At 67.0% G+C, this 22725-nt stretch carries 22 protein-coding genes and 1 riboswitch; of the genes, 19 read left to right on the forward strand and 3 right to left on the reverse strand.

Translation table 11 applies throughout. From position 1 onward, the window contains the following. Positions 1–181: 181 nt before the first annotated feature. Positions 182–415, forward strand: a complete 234-nt coding sequence (locus QQA13_RS03200) for a hypothetical protein (RefSeq protein WP_108472693.1) — start codon at positions 182–184, stop codon at positions 413–415. Positions 416–439: 24 nt separating this feature from the next. Here the strand turns inward: QQA13_RS03200 and pyrF are convergent, their stop codons facing one another. Together pyrF and ettA are read right to left on the reverse strand one after the other, a co-directional pair. Continuing rightward, the gene (pyrF, locus tag QQA13_RS03205) at positions 440–1258 is read right to left on the reverse strand and encodes an orotidine-5'-phosphate decarboxylase (RefSeq protein WP_108472807.1); all 819 of its coding nucleotides are present in this window, start codon (positions 1256–1258) and stop codon (positions 440–442) included. 156 nt (positions 1259–1414) lie between these two features. Next, complete coding sequence (ettA, locus tag QQA13_RS03210; RefSeq protein WP_108472694.1) at positions 1415–3082, reverse strand: energy-dependent translational throttle protein EttA; 1668 nt, start codon at positions 3080–3082, stop codon at positions 1415–1417. A 188-nt stretch (positions 3083–3270) separates the two neighbouring features. Here ettA and glyA point away from each other — a divergent pair, with 188 nt between their 5' ends. The 12 genes from glyA (at position 3271) to QQA13_RS03270 (ending at position 13747) form a co-directional block, all read left to right on the forward strand. Then, positions 3271–4524 carry a serine hydroxymethyltransferase gene (gene glyA, locus QQA13_RS03215; protein WP_108472695.1) on the forward strand — a complete coding sequence of 418 codons (1254 nt, stop codon included), beginning with the start codon at positions 3271–3273 and terminating at the stop codon, positions 4522–4524. A gap of 99 nt (positions 4525–4623) precedes the next feature. Continuing rightward, positions 4624–5136: a transcriptional regulator NrdR gene (gene nrdR, locus QQA13_RS03220; protein WP_108472696.1), complete on the forward strand. Its 513-nt coding sequence runs from the start codon at positions 4624–4626 to the stop codon at positions 5134–5136. A 55-nt stretch (positions 5137–5191) separates the two neighbouring features. Then, entirely contained in the window at positions 5192–6253 is a 1062-nt protein-coding gene (ribD, locus tag QQA13_RS03225) for a bifunctional diaminohydroxyphosphoribosylaminopyrimidine deaminase/5-amino-6-(5-phosphoribosylamino)uracil reductase RibD (protein ID WP_108472697.1), read from the forward strand. A 109-nt stretch (positions 6254–6362) separates the two neighbouring features. After that, positions 6363–6543: riboswitch (FMN riboswitch) on the forward strand. A 128-nt stretch (positions 6544–6671) separates the two neighbouring features. After that, positions 6672–7313 (forward strand): riboflavin synthase, encoded by a 642-nt coding sequence (locus QQA13_RS03230; RefSeq protein WP_108472698.1) that lies wholly within the window; start codon positions 6672–6674, stop codon positions 7311–7313. A gap of 138 nt (positions 7314–7451) precedes the next feature. Next, positions 7452–8543 (forward strand): bifunctional 3,4-dihydroxy-2-butanone-4-phosphate synthase/GTP cyclohydrolase II, encoded by a 1092-nt coding sequence (ribBA, locus tag QQA13_RS03235; RefSeq protein WP_108472699.1) that lies wholly within the window; start codon positions 7452–7454, stop codon positions 8541–8543. Positions 8544–8698: 155 nt separating this feature from the next. Next, positions 8699–9643 carry a muramoyltetrapeptide carboxypeptidase gene (gene ldcA / locus QQA13_RS03240; protein WP_108472700.1) on the forward strand — a complete coding sequence of 315 codons (945 nt, stop codon included), beginning with the start codon at positions 8699–8701 and terminating at the stop codon, positions 9641–9643. 106 nt (positions 9644–9749) lie between these two features. Further along, on the forward strand, positions 9750–10211 hold the full coding sequence (ribH, locus tag QQA13_RS03245) for a 6,7-dimethyl-8-ribityllumazine synthase (RefSeq protein ID WP_108472701.1): 462 nt from the start codon (positions 9750–9752) through the stop codon (positions 10209–10211). Beyond that, a complete protein-coding gene (nusB, locus tag QQA13_RS03250) occupies positions 10211–10657 on the forward strand; it encodes a transcription antitermination factor NusB (protein WP_108472702.1) in 447 nt (148 codons plus the stop codon). The genes ribH and nusB overlap by 1 nt, the downstream gene beginning before the upstream one ends. Further along, entirely contained in the window at positions 10657–11193 is a 537-nt protein-coding gene (locus QQA13_RS03255) for a GNAT family N-acetyltransferase (protein ID WP_108472703.1), read from the forward strand. Before nusB ends, QQA13_RS03255 begins: the two co-directional genes overlap by 1 nt. Positions 11194–11203: 10 nt before the next feature. Then, positions 11204–12172, forward strand: a complete 969-nt coding sequence (gene thiL, locus QQA13_RS03260; protein WP_108472704.1) for a thiamine-phosphate kinase — start codon at positions 11204–11206, stop codon at positions 12170–12172. After that, complete coding sequence (locus QQA13_RS03265; protein ID WP_108472705.1) at positions 12169–12681, forward strand: phosphatidylglycerophosphatase A family protein; 513 nt, start codon at positions 12169–12171, stop codon at positions 12679–12681. The genes thiL and QQA13_RS03265 overlap by 4 nt, the downstream gene beginning before the upstream one ends. A 274-nt stretch (positions 12682–12955) precedes the next feature. After that, positions 12956–13747 (forward strand): hypothetical protein, encoded by a 792-nt coding sequence (locus QQA13_RS03270; RefSeq protein ID WP_108472706.1) that lies wholly within the window; start codon positions 12956–12958, stop codon positions 13745–13747. Positions 13748–13995: 248 nt separating this feature from the next. On the opposite strand, the gene ahr is transcribed toward QQA13_RS03270, so the two are convergent. Further along, positions 13996–15009, reverse strand: coding sequence for an NADPH-dependent aldehyde reductase Ahr (gene ahr, locus QQA13_RS03275; RefSeq protein ID WP_108472707.1), 1014 nt, complete (start codon positions 15007–15009; stop codon positions 13996–13998). A gap of 98 nt (positions 15010–15107) precedes the next feature. Here ahr and QQA13_RS03280 point away from each other — a divergent pair, with 98 nt between their 5' ends. The 6 genes from QQA13_RS03280 to QQA13_RS03305 all read left to right on the forward strand — a co-directional run bounded on the left by QQA13_RS03280 (position 15108) and on the right by QQA13_RS03305 (position 22661). Further along, positions 15108–16082, forward strand: a complete 975-nt coding sequence (locus tag QQA13_RS03280) for a potassium channel beta subunit family protein (RefSeq protein ID WP_108472708.1) — start codon at positions 15108–15110, stop codon at positions 16080–16082. Between the two features lie 282 nt (positions 16083–16364). Continuing rightward, the gene (locus QQA13_RS03285) at positions 16365–17636 is read left to right on the forward strand and encodes an efflux RND transporter periplasmic adaptor subunit (protein ID WP_108472709.1); all 1272 of its coding nucleotides are present in this window, start codon (positions 16365–16367) and stop codon (positions 17634–17636) included. 151 nt (positions 17637–17787) lie between these two features. After that, complete coding sequence (locus QQA13_RS03290; protein ID WP_108472710.1) at positions 17788–18510, forward strand: ABC transporter ATP-binding protein; 723 nt, start codon at positions 17788–17790, stop codon at positions 18508–18510. A gap of 119 nt (positions 18511–18629) precedes the next feature. Then, the gene (locus tag QQA13_RS03295; protein WP_108472711.1) at positions 18630–19940 is read left to right on the forward strand and encodes an ABC transporter permease; all 1311 of its coding nucleotides are present in this window, start codon (positions 18630–18632) and stop codon (positions 19938–19940) included. Positions 19941–19950: 10 nt separating this feature from the next. Beyond that, the gene (locus tag QQA13_RS03300; RefSeq protein ID WP_108472712.1) at positions 19951–21189 is read left to right on the forward strand and encodes an ABC transporter permease; all 1239 of its coding nucleotides are present in this window, start codon (positions 19951–19953) and stop codon (positions 21187–21189) included. Between the two features lie 155 nt (positions 21190–21344). Continuing rightward, positions 21345–22661 carry an ABC transporter permease gene (locus tag QQA13_RS03305; protein WP_108472713.1) on the forward strand — a complete coding sequence of 439 codons (1317 nt, stop codon included), beginning with the start codon at positions 21345–21347 and terminating at the stop codon, positions 22659–22661. The last annotated feature ends 64 nt before the right edge of the window (positions 22662–22725 follow it).

A 22725-nucleotide genomic window follows, 5' to 3' on the forward strand; every position in this document is an offset into this window, starting at 1 on the left:
AAGCTGCGCCGGGCAGTCGCGACGCGACCTGCCGTGGATGCGCGCAGCTCGCACAGCTTACCGCGGCTGTGCGGGCTGCTGATGCACGCGGAAACACCCCCTGAACTTGCGGTGGCGTAAGCTGCTTGAGGGCGGATGTCTGCCCGGGAGAAATTCGGTGAAGAAAGAAGATGAAACGCACATGCAGATCGTCTCGGCGGACATCAGCTCGGAAGCGCTGACTGGCATGGTGATCTTCCGGCCGCATTGCGTGTCCCGTGCGGGGCGCAAGCTGGACGAGGCCGGCAAGAGCGGCAATTGGTATGCCTTGCGTCCCGCCGAGGTGCGCAGCTTCGCGCGGGCGCTGCTGGATGCGGCCGACACGCTGGATCTGAAAACGAAGACGCTGCAGGCGGCGAAGACGGCGGCGGGCTGACCGCGGTGCCGGTGCGAGACTCGCTCAGCCGCGCCGGCAGCGATTGATGGTGTCGCGCAATTCACGGGCGGCGGCGCGCGCGGTCGCCGCGAAATCCTCGTCGCGGCCGGCATAGAGGATCGCGCGGGACGAACTGATCAGCAGGCCGTTGCCGTCCGCCGTGCGACCGTGTTTGAGCACCGCTTCCACGTCACCGCCCTGCGCGCCGATGCCGGGTACCAGCAGCGGCATGTCGCCGACCAGTGCGCGCACCTTGCCCAGTTCCTGCGGCCAGGTGGCGCCGGTGACCAGCGCGCAGTTGCCATGGCCGTTCCACTCGCGTGCAACCGTCTCGGCCACACGCAGATAGAGCGGCATGCCACCGCAATCCAGCGCCTGGAAATCCGCGCCGCCAGGGTTGGAGGTACGGCAGAGCAGGATCACGCCCTTGTCGGCGCGGTCGAGAAAGGGCTGGATCGAGTCGCGGCCGAGGTAGGGGTTCAGCGTCACCGCATCGGCTCGGTAGCGCTCGAATGCCTCGCTGGCGTAGTGCTGCGCGGTGGAGCCGATGTCGCCGCGCTTGGCGTCGAGGATCACCGGCACGCCGGGATGCTTCGCGTGGATGTGCGCGATCAGCCGCTCCAGCGTGTCCTCGGCGCGCAGCGCGGCGAAATGCGCGATCTGCGGCTTGAACGCACAGACGAGGTCCGCCGTGGCGTCGACGATGGCGGCGCAGAACGCGAACACCGCGTCGGGTGTGTCGCGCAGGTGCGCGGGGAATTTCGCCGGTTCCGGATCGAGGCCGACGCAGACCAGTGAGTCGTTGCGGGCCCAGGCCTGCTGGAGTGATTGCATGAAGTGCATCGAGGTCTCCGTGATCTTCTCCTCCCCCTGCATCGCAGGGGGAGGTCGGGAGGGGGTGAGGCTCTTGATCTTGTATGACGGAGAGCGACCCCACCCTCCACAAGGGATTCCCTTCGGTCACAACCCTCCCTGCAAGCAGGGAAGGGAGCAGGGGCGTCAGGCCAGCTTCTTGTACTTCACGCGGTGCGGCCGCGCACCCTCGTCGCCGAGACGTCGCTTCTTGTCGGCCTCGTACTCGTTGTAGTTGCCGGGGAAGAACTCGACGTGCGAGTCGCCTTCGAAGGCGATGATGTGGGTGGCGATGCGGTCGAGGAACCAGCGGTCATGCGAGATCACGATCGCCGAGCCGGGGAATTCCAGCAACGCGTCTTCCAGCGCGCGCAGGGTTTCCACGTCCAGATCGTTGGACGGTTCGTCGAGCAGCAGCACGTTGCCGCCCTGCAGCAGGGTCTTGGCCATGTGCAGGCGGCCGCGTTCGCCGCCGGACAGGCTGCCGACGATCTTCTGCTGGTCGGTGCCCTTGAAGTTGAAGCGGCCGATGTAGGCGCGCGACTGGATCTCGAAGTTGCCGATGGTGAGGATGTCCGAGCCGCCGGAGACTTCCTGCCACACGTTGTTCTTCGGGTCGAGCGCGTCGCGCGACTGGTCGACATAAGCCAGCTTGGTGGTGTGGCCCAGCTTTACCTCGCCGGTGTCCGGCTGCTCCTTGCCCATGATCATCTTCATCAGGGTGGACTTGCCCGCGCCGTTCGGGCCGATCACGCCGATGATCGCGCCCGGCGGCACCTTGAACGACAGGTCTTCGATCAGCACGCGATCGCCGAACGACTTGGTCACGTTCTTGAACTCGATCACCTCCTGGCCCAGCCGCTCGCCCGGCGGGATGAAGATTTCATTGGTCTCGTTGCGGCGCTGGTAGTCGACCGAGTTCAGCTCCTCAAAGCGGGCCAGGCGGGCCTTGCCCTTGGACTGGCGGCCCTTGGCGGCTGAACGCACCCACTCCAGCTCCTTCGCGATGGCCTTCTGGCGCGACTTCTCGGTGTTGGCTTCCTGCTTCAGGCGAGCGTCCTTCTGCTCCAGCCATTCGGTGTAGTTGCCCTTCCACGGGATGCCGCGGCCGCGGTCGAGTTCGAGGATCCACTCGGCGGCGTTGTCGAGGAAGTAGCGGTCATGGGTGACTGCCACCACGGTGCCCGGATAGTCGTGCAGGAACTGCTCCAGCCAGTCCACCGACTCGGCGTCCAGATGGTTGGTTGGCTCGTCCAGCAGCAGCATGTCCGGCTTGGACAGCAGCAGGCGGCATAACGCGACGCGGCGTTTCTCGCCGCCGGACAGTGGGCCGATGATCGCGTCCCAGGCCGGCAGGCGCAGCGCGTCGGCGGCCACTTCCAGCTGGCGCTCCAGCGCATGGGCGTCGTTGGCGGCGAGCAGGTTTTCCAGTTGCTCCTGTTCCTTGGCCAGCTTGTCGAAATCCGCGCCGTCCTCGGCGTAGGCGGCGTAGACTTCTTCCAGCCGCTTCTGCGCGTCGAGGATCACCGAGACGCCTTCCTCAACCACTTCGCGCACGGTCTTTGCCGGATTCAGGTCCGGCTCCTGCGCCAGGTAGCCGATCTTGGTGCCCGGTTGTGCGCGCGCCTCGCCCTGGAAGTCGGTATCCACGCCGGCCATGATCTTCAGCACGGTGGACTTGCCCGCGCCGTTGACGCCAAGCAGGCCGATCTTGGCGCCGGGGAAGAAGCTGAGCGAGATGTCCTTGATGATCTGTCGCTTCGGCGGGACGATCTTGCTGACCCCGTTCATGGTGTAGATGTACTGCGAGCTCATGCAACCTCCGAAGGCGTGCGCCGCACCGCCTGCTTGGGTCGGCACGGAAAGGGAATTCGTCAAACCGCGCATTATAGCGGCTTGTGGCCCTGCGCCGATGCCGCCGCCCGGGTCCGCCCGGCGGTGGCCGCAAACGCCCGGCAGCGCTACACTTTCCGGCTAATCCCCCATCACCTGCCGAGGCCAGAATGTTCCCCAAGGACTGCACGATTGCCGGTTACGACGACGAACTGGCCAAGGCCATCGCCGACGAGGGCCAGCGCCAGGAAGATCACGTCGAGCTGATCGCCTCGGAGAACTACGCCAGCCCGCGGGTGATGGAAGCACAGGGCTCCAAGCTCACCAACAAGTACGCCGAGGGTTACCCGGGCAAGCGCTACTACGGCGGCTGCGAGTACGTGGACGTCGCCGAGAAGCTGGCGATCGAGCGGCTGAAGCAGCTGTTCGACTGCGACTACGCCAACGTGCAGCCGCACTCCGGCTCGCAGGCGAACCAGGCGGTGTACTTCGCGCTGCTGCAGCCGGGCGACAAGATTCTCGGCATGAGCCTGGCCCACGGTGGGCATCTCACCCACGGCGCCAAGGTGAATCTCTCCGGCAAGATCCTCGACGCGGTGCAGTACGGCGTCGACGAGAACGGCCTGGTCGACTACGACGAGGTCGAGCGCCTCGCCGTCGAGCACCAGCCGAAGATGATCGTGGCCGGGTTCTCCGCCTATTCGCAGGTGATGGACTGGGCGCGTTTCCGCGCCATCGCCGACAAGGTCGGCGCGTATCTGTTCGTGGACATGGCGCACGTCGCCGGCCTGGTCGCCGCGGGTGTTTACCCCAGCCCGCTGCCGCATGCGCACGTGGTCACCTCGACCACCCACAAGACCCTGCGCGGCCCGCGCGGCGGCATCATCGTGGCCAAGGGTGCCGGCGAGGAGATCGAGAAGAAGCTGCAATCGATCGTGTTCCCCGGCATCCAGGGCGGCCCGCTGATGCACGTGATCGCGGCCAAGGCGGTGGCGTTCAAGGAGGCGCTGGAGCCTGCGTTCAAGACCTATCAGGCCCAGGTGGTGAAGAACGCCAAGGCGATGGCGAAGACCTTCATCGCACGCGGCTACAAGATCGTCTCCGGCGGCACCGAGAACCACCTGATGCTGGTCGACCTGATCGGTCGCGAGGTCACCGGCAAGGCCGCTGAGGAAGCGCTGGGCAAGGCGCACATCACGGTCAACAAGAATGCGGTGCCGAACGACCCGCGCAAGCCCTTCGTCACTTCCGGCCTGCGCGTCGGCACCCCGGCCGTCACCACCCGCGGCTACATGGAAGCGGACGTGACCGAACTGGCGAACTGGATCTGCGATGTGCTGGACGCGCCGAACGACGAGGCGGTGATCGCCCGCGTGCGCGAGGCGGTGACGGCGCAGTGCCGGAAGTTTCCGGTGTATGGCTGAGGTGCAGGGATTGGGGAGTCGGGATTCGGAAGAGTCCCGGGTTCCGTGAGCTTGTGCTTTTTCCGAAACCCCAAATTCCCATCCCGAATTCCGTAAAAAATGCATTGCCCCTTCTGCCAGCACGAAGACACCCGCGTCATCGACTCCCGGCTGACCGAGGACGGCAGCAGTGTGCGTCGTCGTCGTGAGTGCGAGCAATGTGGTGAACGCTTCAACACGTTCGAGACGGCCGAGCTGAAGCTGCCGACGGTCGTGAAGAGCGGCGAGCGGCGCGAGACGTTCGACGAGCGCAAGCTGCGGGTGAGTTTCGAGCGCGCGCTGCAGAAACGGCCGGTGACCAGCGACGCGGTGGACGCGGCGGTACGCGCCATCGTCAACGACCTGCGCCGCAGCGGCGAGCGCGAGGTGCCGTCGCGCCAGGTGGGCGAACTGGTGATGCGCGAGCTGAAGAACCTCGACCAGGTCGCCTACGTGCGTTTCGCCTCGGTCTACCGCAAGTTCGAGGACGTGCACGCGTTCCGCGAGGAGATCGAGCGCCTGGAGCGCGACCTTCCCGGGCTGGCCGAACTGCAGTTGCCGTTGCTGGGCGGCGGCAAACGCGAAGGCAAGTGACAGCCAGGGGCGCGGCATCGTGACCGACTCTTTTTCGGCGGTAGACCACGCCCACATGGCGCACGCCTTGCGCCTGGCCAGACGCGGCCTGTTCACCACCCAGCCCAACCCGCGCGTGGGCTGCGTGATCGCACGCGGCGACGAGGTGGTCGGCACCGGCTTTCACCAGCGCGCCGGCGAGCCGCATGCCGAGGTATACGCGCTGCGCGAAGCGGGCGGGCGCGCGCGCGGCGCTACTGCCTACGTGACGCTGGAGCCATGTGCGCACCATGGACGCACGCCGCCGTGCGCCGATGCTCTGGTGGCCGCCGGCGTGTCACGGGTAGTGATCGCGGCGGAGGATCCGTTCCCGCAGGTCGACGGCCGCGGCATCGGCAAGCTGCGCGCCGCCGGCATCGCCGTCGAATCCGGCCTGATGCGCGAAGTGGCGCGCGAGCTGAACTGCGGCTTCTTCAGCCGGATCGAGCGCGGCCGTCCGTTCGTGCGGCTGAAGCTGGCGATGAGCCTGGACGGGCGCACCGCGCTGGCCAGCGGCGAATCGAAATGGATCACCGGTGCGGCTGCGCGCGCCGACGTGCAGCGCTGGCGCGCGCGCAGCTCGGCGATCCTCACCGGCAGCGGCACCGTGCTGGCTGACGACCCGCGGCTCACCGTGCGCTGGCCCGACGCCGCGACGTTCATGCCGCCGCTGCGCGTCGTGCTGGACCGCCAGCTGCGCACGCCGGCCGGCAGCCACGTGCTGGACGGTTCGGCGCCAACCCTGCTGCTGCACGGGGCGGCGGCCTCCTGCAACGATGGGCGCTTCACGCAGGTCGAGCGGATGGTGCTGGCCACGCAGGACGATGTGCTCGACCTGCGCGCGGTGTTGGCCCTGCTGGCCGGGCGCGGCTGCAACGAGGTCCACGTGGAGGCCGGGCCGATCCTGTGCGGCGCGCTGCTCGCCGCCGGCCTGGTCGACGAGCTGCTGCTCTACATCGCCCCGCTGCTGCTGGGTGACAGCGCCCGCCCGCTGCTGCAGCTGCCCACGCTCGACGAGATGGCGCGGCGCTGGCAGTTGCAGGTGGTCGACCAGCGCATGCTCGGTGCCGACTGGCGGCTGCAGCTGCGCCCGGCGTGAGCCATTCGGGTGTGCGCCCCGGCGAACGCTGCATCCGCCACGGTGGCACGCGAGCCGGCGTGACGGCGGTGCTAGACTGCGTCGGCCGGCCTTGCCGGCAAACACTACATAGCGTCTTCAGGGCGGGGTGAAATTCCCCACCGGCGGTAGGCCCCGGTTTTTACGGTTTGGGGCGAGCCCGTGAGCGCTTCCGGTCATGCCGGAAGGTCAGCAGATCCGGTCGGATTCCGGAGCCGACGGTTGGAAGCGGACGACCGCTTCCTCACAGTCCGGATAAAGAGAAGACGGCACGGCGGGCGCTTCACGGCGCGTGCCAGGCCTCATGCCTTGAGGCGTACTCGCTCACAACATGCGGGATACGTTTCATGAAAGCCATCGCCATCATGCAGTCCATCACCCTCCGGTCGGAGGTGCGCTGATGTTCACCGGCATCATCCAGTCCGTGGGCCGCGTCGCACGGCTCGAACCGCGCGGCGGCGACGTGCGGCTGGCCGTCGATACCGCCGACCTCGATCTTGCCGACGTGCAGCTGGGCGATTCGATCGCCGTGTCCGGTGTGTGCCTCACCGCGATCACGCTGGAGCCGCGCGGCTTCAGCGCGGACGTCTCCAACGAGACCTTGTCGCTGACCTCGCTGGGCCAGCTGAAGGCCGGCGATCCGGTGAACCTGGAGAAGGCGCTGCGCCTGGCCGACCGGCTAGGCGGGCACCTGGTCTCCGGTCACGTCGACGGCCTCGGCAAGGTAGTTTCGATCACGCCCGATGGCCGCTCGCAGCGCTGGACCTTCGAAGTGCCGGCGGCGCTGTCGCGCTACATCGCGGCGAAAGGCTCGGTCTGCATCGACGGCACCAGCCTCACCGTCAACGAGGTCGCCGGGTCGCGCTTCGGCGTCAACCTGATCCCGCACACGGTCGAGCACACCGCATTCCATGCGCGCCGCGTGGGCGATGCGGTGAACATCGAAGTCGACGTGGTGGCGCGTTACATCGAGCGGCTGCTGTCCAGCGGCGAGACGCCGAGGCTGGACGAGGCGTTCCTCAAGCAGCACGGCTTTGCCTGATCTCCCGGCTCCTCCCCCTGCGAAGCAGGGGGAGGTTGGGAGGGGGTAGGGCTTTTGATTTCAGGATCAAGAGCGAACCCCTCCCCAACCCTCCCCCGCAAGCAGGGGAGGGGGAACATCTTCCTCAAAGGAATACCCATGGCTTTCAACTCCATCCCCGACATCCTCGACGACCTCCGCGCCGGCCGCATGGTCGTCATCCTCGACGACGAGGACCGCGAGAACGAGGGCGACCTGATCATGGCTGCGCAGATGGTGCGGCCGGAGGACGTCAACTTCATGGTGCGCGAGGCGCGCGGCCTGCTCTGTCTCACCCTCACCGAGCAGCGCACGCGCCAGCTCGGCCTGCGCCCGATGGTCAGCGACAACACCTCGGCCTACCACACCAACTTCACCGTCTCGATCGAGGCGGCCGAGGGCGTCACCACCGGGATCTCGGCGCACGACCGCGCACGCACGATCCAGGTGGCGGTGAAGTCGGACGCGAAGCCGCAGGACCTGTCGCAGCCGGGCCACATCTTCCCGCTCACCGCGCAACCCGGTGGCGTGCTGACCCGCGCCGGACACACCGAGGCCGGCTGCGACCTGGCCGCGCTGGCCGGACTGGAGCCGTCGGCGGTGCTGATCGAGATCCTGCACGAGGACGGCTCGATGGCGCGCAGGCCGGAACTGGAGATCTTCGCGCAGAAGCACGGTCTGAAGATCGGCACCATCGCCGACCTGATCCGCTATCGCCTGGAGACCGAGAAGACCGTGCAGCGCGTGCATGAGGAAGACGTGGACACCGAGTTCGGCTCGTTCCGCCTGGTCGCCTACCGCGACGCGATCCGCCGTGGCCTGCACTACGCGCTGGTACGCGGCAAGGTCAACGACGGTGCGCCGGTGCTGACCCGCGTGCATGTGCGCAATACGCTGTCTGACGTGCTGCACCTGAAACGCGACGACCTCGGCCTCACCGTCACCTCGGCCTTGCGACGCATCGCCGACGAGGATCGCGGCGTGCTGCTGGTGCTGTCCGGCGAGGACACCCCCGAGGCGCTGCTGGCCCGGCTCAACCGCCAGCCCGGCACGCAGGCGCCGGAAGAAGCGCAGCAGCAGGAATGGCGCCAGCTCGGTCTCGGCGCGCAGATTTTGGTCGACCTCGGCGTGCGCCGCCTGCGCGTGCTGGGCACGCCGCGCAAGATGGTCGGGCTGGGCGGTTTCGGGCTGGAAGTGGTCGAATACGTGTGAAACCTCTCCTGCTGCGCAGGGTGGGCACTCCCCGCCGGCCTTTGCATTTGTCTTGTGCTTGACGCAGGGCGGGGGCGGTGACTGCCCTGCGAAGCGGCTCCGATTCGCCATGACGCCGCCCTGCAACCATTGCTTCGGCACCGTATGATCGACTCATGCCTGAAACCCGCATCCGCCTGATCGCTCCCTCCGGTTACCCGCACGATCGCGCCGCGATGACGCGCGGCGTGACGCGTTTGCGCGAGGCCGGTTGCGTATTGAGCAGCCTGGAGGTGCTCGATCGCAGCGAGCAGCGCTACGCCGGCAGCGACGCGCAGCGGGCCGGCGACCTCAATGCGCTGGCCACGCTGGACGAACTGCCGGATATCGCGCTGGCGATCCGCGGCGGCTACGGCGCCACCCGCCTGCTGGCGCAGCTGCATTACGACGCCTTGCGCGAACGGCTCGGCGGCGGCAACACCTTGCTGGTCGGCCACAGCGATTTCACCGCCCTGCAGCTGGCACTGCATGCAAAGAGCGGCCTGTGCACCTTCAGCGGCCCGATGCTCGGCGCCGATTTCGGCGCCGAGACGCTCAGCGAATTCACCTGGCGGCATTTCTGGGACACCGTGCGCGCACCGGCAACGCAGGTCGAGTGGACTACCGCATCCGACGCCGACCTCGACGTGGAGGGCCCGCTGTGGGGTGGCAACCTGGCTGTGCTGTGCAGCCTGCTCGGCACGCCGTACTTCCCCGGCATCGATGGCCGCGGGATCGACGGCGGCATCCTGTTCGTCGAGGACATCGGCGAGCCGCCGTTCCGGATCGAGCGGATGCTGTATCAGCTGCACCTGTCCGGCGTGCTGGGGCGCCAGCGTGCGCTGCTGCTGGGCCATTTCAGCCAGTGCCGGCCCAGCAGCTACGACAACGGCTACGACCTGGCCGACAGCTTCGCGCAGATCCGCCGCGCCAGCGCGATGCCGGTGATCGACGGCCTGCCGATCGGCCACGAGCCGGACAAGTTCACCCTGCCGTTCGGCGCGCCGGCACGGCTGCGGGTCGCTGGCGGCAAGGCGCAGCTGGATTTCAGCGGTTATCCGCACTTGCCACCTCAGTCCTGACGCCCTGGCTCCCGCTGCCGGAGGGAGCCTGCGCGAGCAGTCCGGCGGACAAACCCGTAAAATGGCCGATCTGCATGGGCCGCGCGCCCCATCAAGGAAATCCGCAATGAAGACCATCGAAGGCGATTTCGCCACCCCGAAAGGCCGTTTCGCCATCGTCGCCGGCCGTTTCAACGGCTTCGTCGTGGAACCGCTGGTGGCTGGCGCACGCGACGCGCTGGTGCGCCACGGCGTGAAGGACGACGCGATCGAGCTGGTCCGCGTGCCGGGTGCGTGGGAGATCGCGCTGGTCGCGCACAAGTTGGCGAACTCCGGCAAGTACGCCGCGGTGATCGCGCTGGGTGCGGTGATCCGCGGTTCCACGCCGCATTTCGACTACGTCGCCGGCGAATGCGCCAAGGGCCTGGCCCAGGCCGCCTACAGCTCCGGCGTGCCGGTGGCGTTCGGCGTGCTGACCACCGACAGCATCGAGCAGGCGATCGAGCGCGCGGGCACCAAGGCCGGCAACAAGGGCGCCGACGCCGCGATCGCCGCGCTCGAGATGGTCAACCTGTACGGCAAGCTGTGATGCACACGCGTCCCGAAGGCATCGACCTGGCCGCGCGCTCGCGCGCCCGCCGCCGTGCGCTGCAGGCGCTGTATGCGTGGCAGTTGAGCGGCAGCCACATGAATGCGGTGATCGACCAGTTCCGCCATGAGCAGGACATGGAAGTGGCCGACCTCGACTACTTCGAGGACCTGCTGCACGGCGTGGAGAACAACGTCGACGCTCTGGATGAAGCCCTGCGCCCGCACCTCGACCGCGAGGTGGCGCAGGTCGATCCGATCGAGCGCGCCGCGCTGCGGCTGGCCGCGTACGAGCTGAAGTTCCGTCCGGACGTGCCGTACCGGGTGATCATCAACGAGGCGATCGAGGTCACCAAGCGCTTCGGCGCCGACCATGGCCACAGCTACGTCAACGGCGTGCTGGACAAGCTGGCCGGCGAGTTGCGCGCGGTCGAGAAGCGCGGCTGATGAGCGGCGCGGAGCCGCCGTTCCTCGTTCCTGTTCTCGACACCGAGCGCCTGCGGTTGCGAGCGCATCGTGTCGATGATCACGCCGAACGCGTCGCGATCTGGTCCGATCCAGAGGTGACCCGCTTCATCGGTGGCCGGCCGTTGACCGCGGAAGAAGTCTGGCGTCGATTCCTGCAGTTCATGGGTCTGTGGAGCGTGCTGGGCTACGGCTACTGGGCCGTGGAAGAGAAGTCCACCGGGCGCTATATCGGCGACATCGGGTTCGCCGACTTCAGGCGCAACCTGCAACCGTCGCTGGACGGCATGCTGGAGTTCGGCTGGGTCTTGGCGTCGCACGCGCACGGCAAGGGCTATGCGAGCGAAGCCGTGGCCGCCGCGATCGGCTGGGCGGAGCAGCACCGGCCGACCTTGCGCGCGGTCTGCATCATCGCGCCGGACAACCGCGCCTCGATCCGCGTGGCGGAGAAGGCCGGCTTCCGGCTGTGGCAGTCGTCGAGCTATCACGACAGCCCCACCCTGGTGTTTACCCGCTAGCCGCGCCGCCATGGAATTCCGCCTGATCGAGTGCCTCCGCGAACTTACCGCGCAGCCGCGTGACGACGTGCGCATCGGCATCGGCGACGACGCCGCGGTGCTGGCGCCACCATCGGGGAAGGAGCTCGCGGTGGCGATCGACACCCTGGTCGAGGGCGTGCATTTCCCTCGCGGCACGGCGCCGGCCGACATCGGCTGGAAGGCGCTGGCAGTAAATTTGTCCGACCTGGCCGCGATGGGGGCGAGCCCGGCCTGGGCGCTGCTGGCGCTGACCTTGCCCAGCGCGGACGCGGCCTTCGTCGAGGGTTTCGCCGAAGGCTTCGCGCAGCTGGCGCAGCCGCACCGCCTGGCCCTGGTCGGTGGCGACACCACTCGCGGGCCGTTGACGATCAGTGTGGCCGTGCACGGCTTCGTGCCGCCGGGCCAGGCGCTCACCCGCGCCGGCGCACGGGTGGGCGATACCGTGCTGGTGACCGGCACGCTGGGCGACGCGGCCGCCGGCCTGCATGCCCTGCAGTACCCGCCGCGCGACGACGACGGTCGTGCCGGGCTGCGCGGCTTCCTGATCGAGCGGCTGAACCGGCCGACGCCGCGATTGGCGGTCGGCACGGCGTTGCGTGGGCAGGCTACGGCTTGCGTCGACGTCTCCGACGGCCTGCTCGCCGACCTGGGCCACATCTGCACTGCCAGCGGCGTCGCGGCGGAGATCGAGGCCGCCTTGCTGCCGCGTTCGTCGGCGCTGCTGGAGTTGTACGACGACGCCACCGCGCTGCACTTCGCGCTGAGTGGCGGCGACGACTACGAATTGTGCTTCACCGTGCCGGCCGCCCGCGTGGCCGAGCTGCAGGCCGGCCTGGCCCGGCTCGGCTGCGGCGCCACGAAGATCGGCCGCATCGTGGAAGGCGAAGGTGTGCGTGTGCGTGCCACCGATGGCTCGTGGCTGGCGATGGACCGAGCGGGCTGGGAGCATTTCGCGTGAGCGCAAAGAAGCACCTCAGCGCGGACCAGCGGCGCGCCCTGCTGGCCACGCCGGCGGGCTGGCTGGCTTGCGGCTTTGGTTCGGGCCTGGCGCCGGTAGCGCAGGGTACGTTCGGTTCGCTGGTCGCGCTGCTGCCGTGGCTGCTGCTGCGTGAACTGCCGTTGCCGATCTACCTGGTTGTGCTGCTGGCCGGTTTTGCCGTTGGCGTGTGGGCCTGCAACGTGGCCGGCCGTGCGCTCGGCGTCGATGACCACCGCAGCCTGGTATGGGATGAATTCATCGGCCAGTGGATCGCGCTGTTGCCGCTGCTGGTGCTGCCCGCACCGTGGTGGGCGATCGCATGCGGCTTCGTGCTGTTCCGCCTGTTCGACGTGTGGAAACCGTGGCCGATTCGCTGGCTGGACCGGCGCGTGAAGGGCGGCATGGGCGTGATGGCGGATGACGTCGTGGCCGGGGTTTTTGCTGCGGCGGTACTGTACCTGTCGTTCAAACTCGAATACGGCGCATGAAGCTGCAAGCCGGAAACGTCGAGTAGCGAATCGATTTTCAACGCGGCGTCGCAAATAAATACGAAACATCGATCGGATTTTCAGCCGGTCGTAGCTTTCGGTATGCGATTTATTTGCAATGATCTTGCACGGTTCGCAGAGCGTCGTGCATGATGATCGGACCGGTTTTTGTGTCCCATTCCGGTGCAAGGGGAGTGGAGGTCCGCAACCAGGCCTCTGCAGCTGGCTTCGTTCCGGATGGCCAGGAATGCAAGTTGAAAATCAGGGGAAAAGGATGGATTTCGTCGCAAGGAATATTTTTACGGCTTTGGTCGTGGTACTGCCCATGTCGACGGCTTTTGCGCAAGGCATGGGAGTTCCTGCTCAAGACCCGACCAACTCGGTCGCCGTTGCACTGCATGACAAGGATGCTTACCTCCATCATCAGTATTCGCCTGATACGCTGCCGAAGAACGTTTTCGACGCCATAACGCAGCACGGCGCGAAGTCGGTCGGCTTCAAGCGCATAAGCATCGAATCCAAGGTCGTGGTCGACAAGATGGGTGTGGCAGTGCCGGTTTCATCCGAGTCGGAGAGCATTTACGAGAATGCCGGCAATGGTTTTGTCAGGCAGGTGGGCGTGACGAAATTGAATGGTTTTGAGCAGAGTTATTTCTTCGCGCTGAACTATAGAGGTGTCATGGCGCTGCGCGCCCAAGGCATTTCGGTGAATGCCACGACCATGCCGCCCATTGCTGACATGATCAGCGTCAGCCACATTGATGGCTCGGTCGAGGGTTCGCATTTTTCCTATGCGGCGACCGAGACCACCAACATGCCTGGTTCGGCAACGATCGAGGTCCGCTACGACTGTTCGGCTGGCAAATCCTATCCGGCCTCGCAGATAAATCCGATGATTCAAGGCTCGGCGCACGACGTGGAATGTCATTCCTTGAACGTCAATGGCGTCGTGATAGGCATCGCGCGCTATGGCTATCTTGAGAAGTATGGCGTTGCCATCCTCATTCATTCCAAAAACCCCAGCCTCGAAACAAGCAAGACGGTAACCAGTTTCAAGGAAGAGTAAGCCCGGGCCCGGAATGCCGGCATCAGCGCGCCGGTTTTGTGTCGTGTCCTGATTCGACACGAAGCCCGTCGCGCTGCGTCGGGTGCCCGCATCCGGAGCGCCCCCAGGGTAAGAAGCGGCGCTACGCGTTGGATTGCGATACTCGGGCGGTAATGCATGGGAAGCGCCGGAAGGGGCCGCGCCAGCGCCTGCGGTACGAACACCCGGCGCAGGCATCGAGCGCCTGCGCCGGGTGGTGCAGCAGGCGCTCAACTGGCCGCTTCCAGCACGATGCGGTAACGAGCCTTGCCTGCTTCCAGATGGGCAAGGGCGTCATTGACCTTCGCCATCGGGAACATTTCCACCTGTGGGCGGATGTCGTGGCGGGCGGCGAAGTCCAGCATGCGGGCGATGTCGACCGGCGAGCCGGTGGGCGAGCCGGACACCTCGCGCTGCTTGCCGATCAGGCTGAACGCCGGTACCGGAATCGGCTCCAGCACCGCGCCGACCACGTGCATGCGGCCCTTCGGGGCGAGTGTGCCGAGCAGCGCGTTCCAGTCCATCGCCACGTTGACAGTGATCAGCAGCAGGTCGAGCGAGCCGGCGATCGCCTTGATCGCGGCGCTGTCGCGGCTGGCGACCACGTGGTGCGCGCCGAAGCCGCGCGCCTCGTCGGCCTTGGCCAGGGTGGAGGTGAACGCGGTGACCTCGCAGCCCCACGCTGCGGCGAACTTCACCGCCATGTGGCCCAGCCCGCCGATGCCGACCACGCCGACCCGCGCGGTAGGCTTGATGTCGTAGGCGAGGAACGGCTTCAGCACCGTGATGCCGCCACACAGCAGCGGGCCGGCGCTGGCCAGGTCGATGCCTTCGGGCAGCGGGATCGTCCACGCCCAGTGTGCGCGCAGCTTGTCGGCGAAGCCGCCGTGGTGGCCGCCGATGGTCGCCACCGATTGCGCGCACAGGTTCTGGTCGCCGGACAGGCACTGGCGGCAATGCATGCAGCTCTCGGCGGTCCAGCCGATGCCGACGCGCTGGCCGATCGACAAACCCTTCGCCTGCGCGCCCAGCGCGACGACCCGGCCGACCACTTCATGCCCCGGAATGAATGGATAGCGCGAACCACCCCATTCGTTGTGGATCATCGACAGGTCGGAATGGCAGATGCCGCAGTAGTCGACGGCAACCTCCACTTCCTCGGCGCCCAGTTCGCCCACGTCGAACGTGGCCAGTTTCAGCGCTTGGCCAGCCGCGCTGGCGGCCCAGCCGGTGATCGAGGACATGGCGAACTCCTGTAGCGGGGAAAACACAAGATTACGCCGTTGTGTCGCGCCCGTGGATTGGACATGCTGTCGGTCTTTCCCGTCACAGGAGCATCCCCATGCTTTACCGCCGCCTCGGTACCTCCGGCCTGCAACTTTCCGCGCTGTCGTTCGGCGCCTGGGTCACCTTCGGCAAGCAGGTGGGGCGCGCGCAGGCACGCGAGCTGCTGGCGCTGGCGCACGAGCGCGGAGTGAACTACTTCGACAACGCCGAGACCTACAACAACGGCGTGGCCGAGCAGGTGATGGGCGACGTGCTGGCCGACCTGCGCTTCCCGCGCGATAGCTGGTGCGTCTCCAGCAAGGTGTTCTTCGGTGCGGTCGACAAGCCGCTGCCGACCCAGCGCGGGCTGTCGCGCAAGCACGTGATCGAGGCCTGCCACCAGGCGCTGCAGCGCCTGCGCGTGGACTATCTGGACCTGTACTTCTGCCATCGCCCCGATCCGGACACGCCGATCACGGAAACGGTGGCCGCGATGGACACGCTGATTCGCCAGGGCAAGGTGCTGTACTGGGGCACCAGCGAATGGCCGGCCGAGGCGATCCACGAGGCGCACCGGGTCGCCCGCGAAAACCATCTCTACGCGCCGGTGATGGAGCAGCCGCAGTACAACCTGCTGCACCGCGAGCGGGTCGAAGTGGAATACGCGCCGCTGTACGAGGCCTACGGCATGGGCACCACGATCTGGTCGCCGCTGGCGTCCGGCCTGTTGAGCGGCAAGTACAACGACGGCGTGCCGGCCGACTCGCGGCTGGCCCAGCCCGGCTACGAGTGGCTGCGCGAGAGCGTGCTGGGCCACGGCGACGAGCGCCTGGGCAAGGTGCGTGCCTTGCAGCCGATCGCCGCCGAACTGGGCACCAGCCTGGCGCAGCTGGCGATTGCCTGGTGCCTGCTCAACCCGCACGTCTCCACGGTGATGCTGGGCGCCAGCAAGCGCGAGCAGCTGGAGCAAAACCTGGACGCGCTGGAACTGCTGCCACGGCTGGATGCGACGGTGGCGCAGCGGATCCGGCGTATCGTCGAGGCGGGCTGAACGGGGCGGCCGAAGGGCGGGCATGCGAAACCCGCTCCCGCCGGGGATCCCGATGCCCATCCCTACGCTCATCGTCGGCGTTGCGATCGACGCCGGGGCTGTGCCGCGGCCGTCCGGCGGCGGATCGCCGGGCGTCCGGGCAGTGTCCGCGGACACCGCGCGGATGGCGCGGTCACCATCCAAGCGCATGAGAAACAAGTAATTATCCAGTCGTTTCCGAATGGCACACGGATTGCAGAAGACCGTATGCAACCGCGCTGCACGCGGTCAGGAACGGCATAGATGATCCGCGACACTTCCGCACAAGACCGACTGGTCGAGGTCAAACCCAACCGCAAGCGCCAGCTGATCCTGCTGGGCGCCGGCGTACTCGTGCTGGCGCTGCTGGCCTGGCTGGCGCCGGGCATCGGCCGGCTGTTCTCGGCGTCCGCCTCGGTCAGCAGTTCGCGGCTTGCCTTCGCCACCGTCGAGCGCGGCCCGTTCGTGCGCGACATCGCCGCCGAGGGCAAGGTGGTGGCGGCGGTCAGCCCGACCCTGTACGCCAACTCCGGCGGCGCGGTGACGCTGCAGGTGCATGCCGGCGACACGGTGAAGATCGGCCAGGTGCTGGCCACCATCGTCAGCCCGGAACTGACCAACAAGCTGGCGCAGGAACAGAGCAACGCCGACGCGATGGAAGTGGAGTACCGGCGCGCGCAGATCGACGCGCGCAAGCAGCGTTCCGCGCTGCAGGAAACCTACGACAACGCGGTCATCGACCAGACCACCGCCGAGCGCAACCTCGATCGTTACCAGAAGGCGTATGCCAAGGGCGCGGTGTCCAACATGGACGTGGACAAGGCCAAGGACGCGGTGGACAAGTCGAAAATCGCTACGGCGCACGCCAAGGCCAACCTCGGCCTCGACAACGACAGCCTCAGCTTCGACATCCAGTCCAAGAAGCTCGCGCACGAGCGCCAGCTGCTGCTGGTGAAGGACCTGCAGCGCCAGGTCGACGACCTCAACGTGAAGTCGCCGGTGGACGGCCAGGTCGGCCAGTTGTTCATCGCCGAGCGCGCCACCGTGGCCAAGGACGCGCAGCTGCTCAGCGTGATCGACCTGTCCGCGCTGCAGGTGGAGATGCAGGTGCCGGAAAGCTTCGCCCGCGATCTCGGCATCGGCATGGCCGGCGAGATCAGCGGCAACGGCCACACCTGGAAGGGCCTGGTCAGCGCGATCTCGCCGGAAGTGGTCAACGGCCAGGTCGCCGCGCGGCTGCGCTTCGAGGGCGACACGCCGAAGCAGCTGCGGCAGAACCAGCGCCTGTCGGTGCGCGTGCTGCTGGACAAGCGCGACAACGTGCTGACCGTGCAGCGCGGCTCGTTCGTCGACGAATCCGGCGGCAGCTATGCCTACCTGGTGCGCGACGGCATCGCCAAGAAAACCCCGATCCGCGTCGGCGCTTCCAGCATCGACAAGGTGGAGATCCTCGATGGCCTGAAGGAAGGCGACCGCATCGTGATCTCCGGTACCGACAGCTTCAAGGGCGCGGCCACGGTCGCGATCAGCAACTGACGCAGATTCACTCCCTCCCCTACATGCAGGGGAGGGCTGGGGTGGGGTAGCTATTCGTCACACAAGATCAAAAGCGTCACCCCCTCCCGACCTCCCCCTGCGCAGCAGGGGGAGGGGCAGAACACCATCACCACCACCAAAGGACGCAACCATGCTGAAGATGACCCACCTGTCCAAGGTCTACCGCACCGAAGTGGTGGAGACCTATGCGCTGCGCGATTTCAACATCGACGTGAAAGAGGGCGAGTTCGTCGCCGTCACCGGCCCGTCCGGCTCCGGCAAGACCACCTTTCTGACCATCGCCGGACTGCTGGAAACCTTCTCGGGTGGCGAGTACCACCTGGACGGCATCGAGGTGAGCAACCTCAACGACAACGCCCGCTCGAAGATCCGCAACGAGAAGATCGGCTTCATCTTCCAGGCGTTCAACCTGATCCCCGACCTCAACGTGTTCGACAACATCGAGGTGCCGCTGCGCTACCGCGGCATGAAAGCGGCCGAGCGCAAGCAGCGCATCATGGAGTCGCTGGAGCGTGTCGGCCTGGCCTCGCGCGCCAAGCACTATCCGGCCGAACTTTCCGGCGGCCAGCAGCAGCGCGTGGCGATCGCCCGCGCGCTGGCCGGCTCGCCGCGCCTGCTGCTGGCGGACGAACCGACCGGCAACCTGGACACCCAGATGGCGCGCGGCGTGCTCGAGCTGCTGGAGGACATCCATCGCGAAGGCGCCACCATCGTGATGGTCACGCACGACCCGGAACTGGCCGCCCGCGCCCAGCGCAACGTGCACATCATCGACGGCCAGGTGGTGGACCTGTCGGAGGACCCGCGTTTCCACACCATGCACGCGGTCGAGGCCGACGAGGCGCATGGCTGATTGGGCGGGAATAGAGAGCAGGGAATAGGGAATGGCAAAAGCGTGCACGGACGTGGCGTCGTGGCAACTCCCTATCCCGATTCTCCATTTCCCACCCACTTCTCCGGCAGAGATTCCTGATGCTTGCCTACTACCTCCAACTCGGCCTGCGCAGCCTGCGGCGCAACCCCGCGCTCACCACCTTGATGGTGATGGCGATCGGCTTCGGCGTGGCCGCGTCGATGATCACCTGGTCGGTGTTCCGCGCGGTGTCGGGCAACCCGATCCCGGGCAAGTCCTCGCAGCTGTTCACGCCGCAGGTGGACGGCTGGGGGCCGCAGCAGAACCTGAAGGGCGAGCCGGCGGAAGCGCTGGGTTACGTCGACGCGATGGCGCTGCTGCGTGCGCTTCAGGCAAAGCGCCAGACCCTGCTGTATCCGGTGCAGCTGTCGGTGATGCCGGGAGGCAACCGCGAGCTTCCGCTGAACGCCAACGGCTACGCCGTCACCGCCGATTTCTTCGGCATGTTCGAGGTGCCGTTTCGCTACGGCAGGGGCTGGGCCGCGCAGGACGACGACGCGCGGGCCAGCGACGTGGTCATCAGCAGCGAGCTCAACCAGAAGCTGTTCGGCGGCGCCGACAGCGTGGGGCGCACGCTCGGGCTGGGCGGCCATGACTTCCGCATCGTGGGCGTCGCCAGCCACTGGAACCCGCGCCCGCGCTTCTACGACCTGTTCAGCACCAGCGGCTTCGCCGACGAGCCGGACATCTACATGGTGTTCAATCGCGCGCTGGACCTGCAGATGCGCACGGGCGGGCGCAACAGTTGCCGCGGTTCGATCAGCTACACCAGCTGGCAGGGCTACCTGCAGAGCAACTGCGTGTGGCTCACGCCGTGGGTGGAACTGGACAGCCCCGCCGAAGTCACCCGCTACCGTGCTTTCCTGGAGAACTACGCCGCCGACCAGCAGCGCGCGGGCCGCTTCGGCTGGGCCGCCAACGTGCGCCTGCGCGACGTGACGCAGTGGCTCGACTACGAGCATGTGGTGCCGCCGGAAAGCCGCATCGCGCTGGTGGTGGCACTGGGCTTCTTCCTGATCTGCCTGGTCAACACCATCGGCCTGCTGCTGGCCAAGTTCATGCGCCGCGCCGGCGAGATCGGCGTGCGCCGCGCGCTGGGCGCAACGCGCGGCGAGATCTACACGCAATACCTGGTCGAGGCCGGCACGGTGGGCCTCGCCGGCGGCGTGCTCGGCCTGCTGTTCACCGCGGTGGGCGTGTCCGGCGTGGGCATCCTGTTCCAGCCGGAGATCGCCAGGCTGGCGCGGCTCGACCTCTCGCTGGTGGGCCTGACCTTCGTGGTGGCGATCCTCGCCACCGTGGCGGCAGCGTTCTACCCGGCGTGGCGCGCAGCACACGTGCAGCCCGCCTGGCAACTGAAGTCGAGCTGAGGAGAGCGCCATGCATATCCAGATCAGGCCCATCCTCACCGCGCTGCGCCGGCACAAGGCGGGCACCCTGCTGATCGCGCTGCAGATCGCGCTGACGCTGGCCATCGTGTGCAATGCGTTGTTCATCATCCACCAGCGGCTGGCCAACCTGTCAGCGGCGAGTGGCGTGGACGAGGCGAACGTGTTCGTCATCCAGAACCAGTGGGCCGCCGACCGCTCGACGGAACAGGTCGATGCGCAGGTGCGCGCCGACCTGCTCGCGCTTCGGCAGCTGCCGGCCGTGCGCAACGCCACGCCGGCCAGCGGCTATCCGCTCAGGGGCGGCGGCTGGGACAACTTCGTCACCATGACGCCCGAGCAGGTCAAGCCGACCACGGATGCGGCGGTGTACACCGGCGACGAGCATTTCATCGACACGCTGGGCCTGAAGCTCGTCGCCGGGCGCAATTTCCGCCCTGACGAGGTGATGGTGATGGGCACCCAGCAGGCCATCACGCCGCCGACGGCGATCGTGAGCAAGGCGCTGGCCGACCGTTTGTTCCCCGACGGCAAGGCGCTGGGCAAAAGCTTCTACGCGATGGGCACCGAGCCGAGCACCATCGTCGGCATCGTCGACCCGCTGCACCGGCAGGGCGTGGACCAGTGGAGCAACGGCTATGCCGGGCAGGCGCTGATCTGGCCGATGCGGGCGGATGACGCGCGCGGGATCTACTACATCGTGCGCGCCAAACCCGGCCAGCTCGCCGACGCCATGCGCGAGGCGCCCAAGGCGTTGTACGCGCAAAGCCGCCTGCGCATCATCGAGCCGAAGGACGGCATCCAGGACTACGCCGCCATCCGTCACAAGGTCTACGATCGCGACCGCGGCATGGCGATCCTGATGGGCATCATCAGCGTGGTGCTGCTGGCGATCACCGCCGCGGGCATCGTCGGCCTCACCAGCTTCTGGGTCGGCCAGCGGCGCAAGCAGATCGGCGTGCGCCGCGCGCTGGGCGCCAGGCAGCGCGACATTCTCGCCTACTTCCTCACCGAGAACTTCCTGATCAGCGCGACGGGCGTGGTGCTGGGCGCCGTGCTGGCGGTCGCCTTCAACCTGTGGACGGTGACCCGTTTCGAGATGAGCCACATGTCGATGGCCTACGTGGGCATTGGCATGGTGGCGCTGCTCCTGCTCGGCCAGGGCGCGGTGCTTGCGCCGGCGTTGCGTGCTTCGCGCGTGTCGCCGGTGGAGGCGACGCGCTCGGTGTGATTTCTCCCTCCCCTGTGACCGAAGGGAATCCATCTTCGGGACAAGCAGGGGAGGGCTGGGGTGGGGTGCTCTTGCTCTTTGCCTCAAAAGCTTCACCCCCTCCCGACCTCCCCCTGCCAAGGCAGGGGGAGGAGACCAACAACGGAGTGACCGCAATGTTTTCCTACTACCTCGAACTGGCGTTGCGCAGCCTGAAACGCAGCCCCGGCCTCACCGCACTGATGGTGCTGGCGATCGGCTTCGGCGTGGCCGCGTCGATGACCACCTGGTCGGTGTTCCGCGCCGTGTCGGGCGATCCGATCCCGTGGAAGTCCGCGCAGTTGTTCGTGCCGCAGATCGACAACTGGGGGCCGAACGGACGCGGCAGCGACGGCGAGCCGCCGGACGCGATGTCCTACAACGAGGCGATCACCCTGATGCGCGATCACCGCGCCAAGCTGCAGTCGGCGATGTATCAGATTTCCCCGTCGATCGTGCCGGCGGATGCCAGCAAGCATCCGATCAACGTCAGCGGCCATGCGGTCTACAGCGAATTTTTCCCGATGCTGGACGTGCCGTTCCTGTTCGGCAGCGGCTGGAGCGCCACCGACGACGCGCAACGCGCCGCCGTGGTGGTGATCAGCAGCAAGCTCAACCAGAAGCTGTTCGGTGGCAGCAACAGCGTGGGCAGGACGGTCAACGTCGAGGGCAAGGACTATCGCGTGGTTGGCGTGCTGAACGACTGGAATCCGCAGCCGCGTTTCTTCGACGTGGTCAACAGCGGCGGCTTCTCCACCGGTGTCGAGGATGTGTTTGTGCCGTTCCAGCGCGCCATCGCGGTTGGCATGCCGAACGACGGCAATACCAATTGCAACGCGGTGCCGGCCGAATCGGGATTCGTCGGCCTGCAGCACTCCGCTTGCGTGTGGATTGCCTACATGGCCGAACTGGACGACGCGGCTGCGGTGACGGCTTACAAGCAGTATCTCGACGGTTATGCGCGCGACATGCAGCAGTCCGGCCGCTTTGGCTGGGCGCCGAACAACCGCCTGCGCGACCTGCCGTCATGGCTGGACAACCAGCATGTCGTGCCCAGCGATACCAAGGTATCGCTGCTGGTGGCGCTGGGCCTGCTGCTGGCATGCCTGGTCAACACGACCGGCCTGCTGCTGGCGAAGTTCCTGCGTCGCAGCGGCGAGATCGGCGTACGCCGCGCACTGGGTGCGCCGCGCCTGGCGATCTATGCGCAGTTCCTGGTCGAGGCCGGCATTGTCGGACTGAGCGGGGGCTTGCTTGGCTTGCTGCTGACCGGTGTCGGGGTGGCCAGCGTGGGCTGGGTGTTGCCGAAGGACATCGCCGCACTGGCGCGGGTCGACTTCTCGCTGCTCGTGCTCACGCTGCTGGTGGCCGTCATCGCGACCATGCTGGCCGGGCTCTATCCCACTTTCCGCGCCTCGCGCGTGCAGCCGGCGTGGCAGCTCAAGTCCAATTAGCGTGCTGTCCCCATGCACGAAAGCAGCCATCCATGGCCGCACTCCTCAATAAAGCCGGCTTCAT

Origin of the sequence: Rhodanobacter thiooxydans, assembly GCF_030291135.1 — a bacterium.
In the GTDB taxonomy this organism is placed as follows: Bacteria; Pseudomonadota; Gammaproteobacteria; order Xanthomonadales; family Rhodanobacteraceae; genus Rhodanobacter; species Rhodanobacter thiooxydans_A.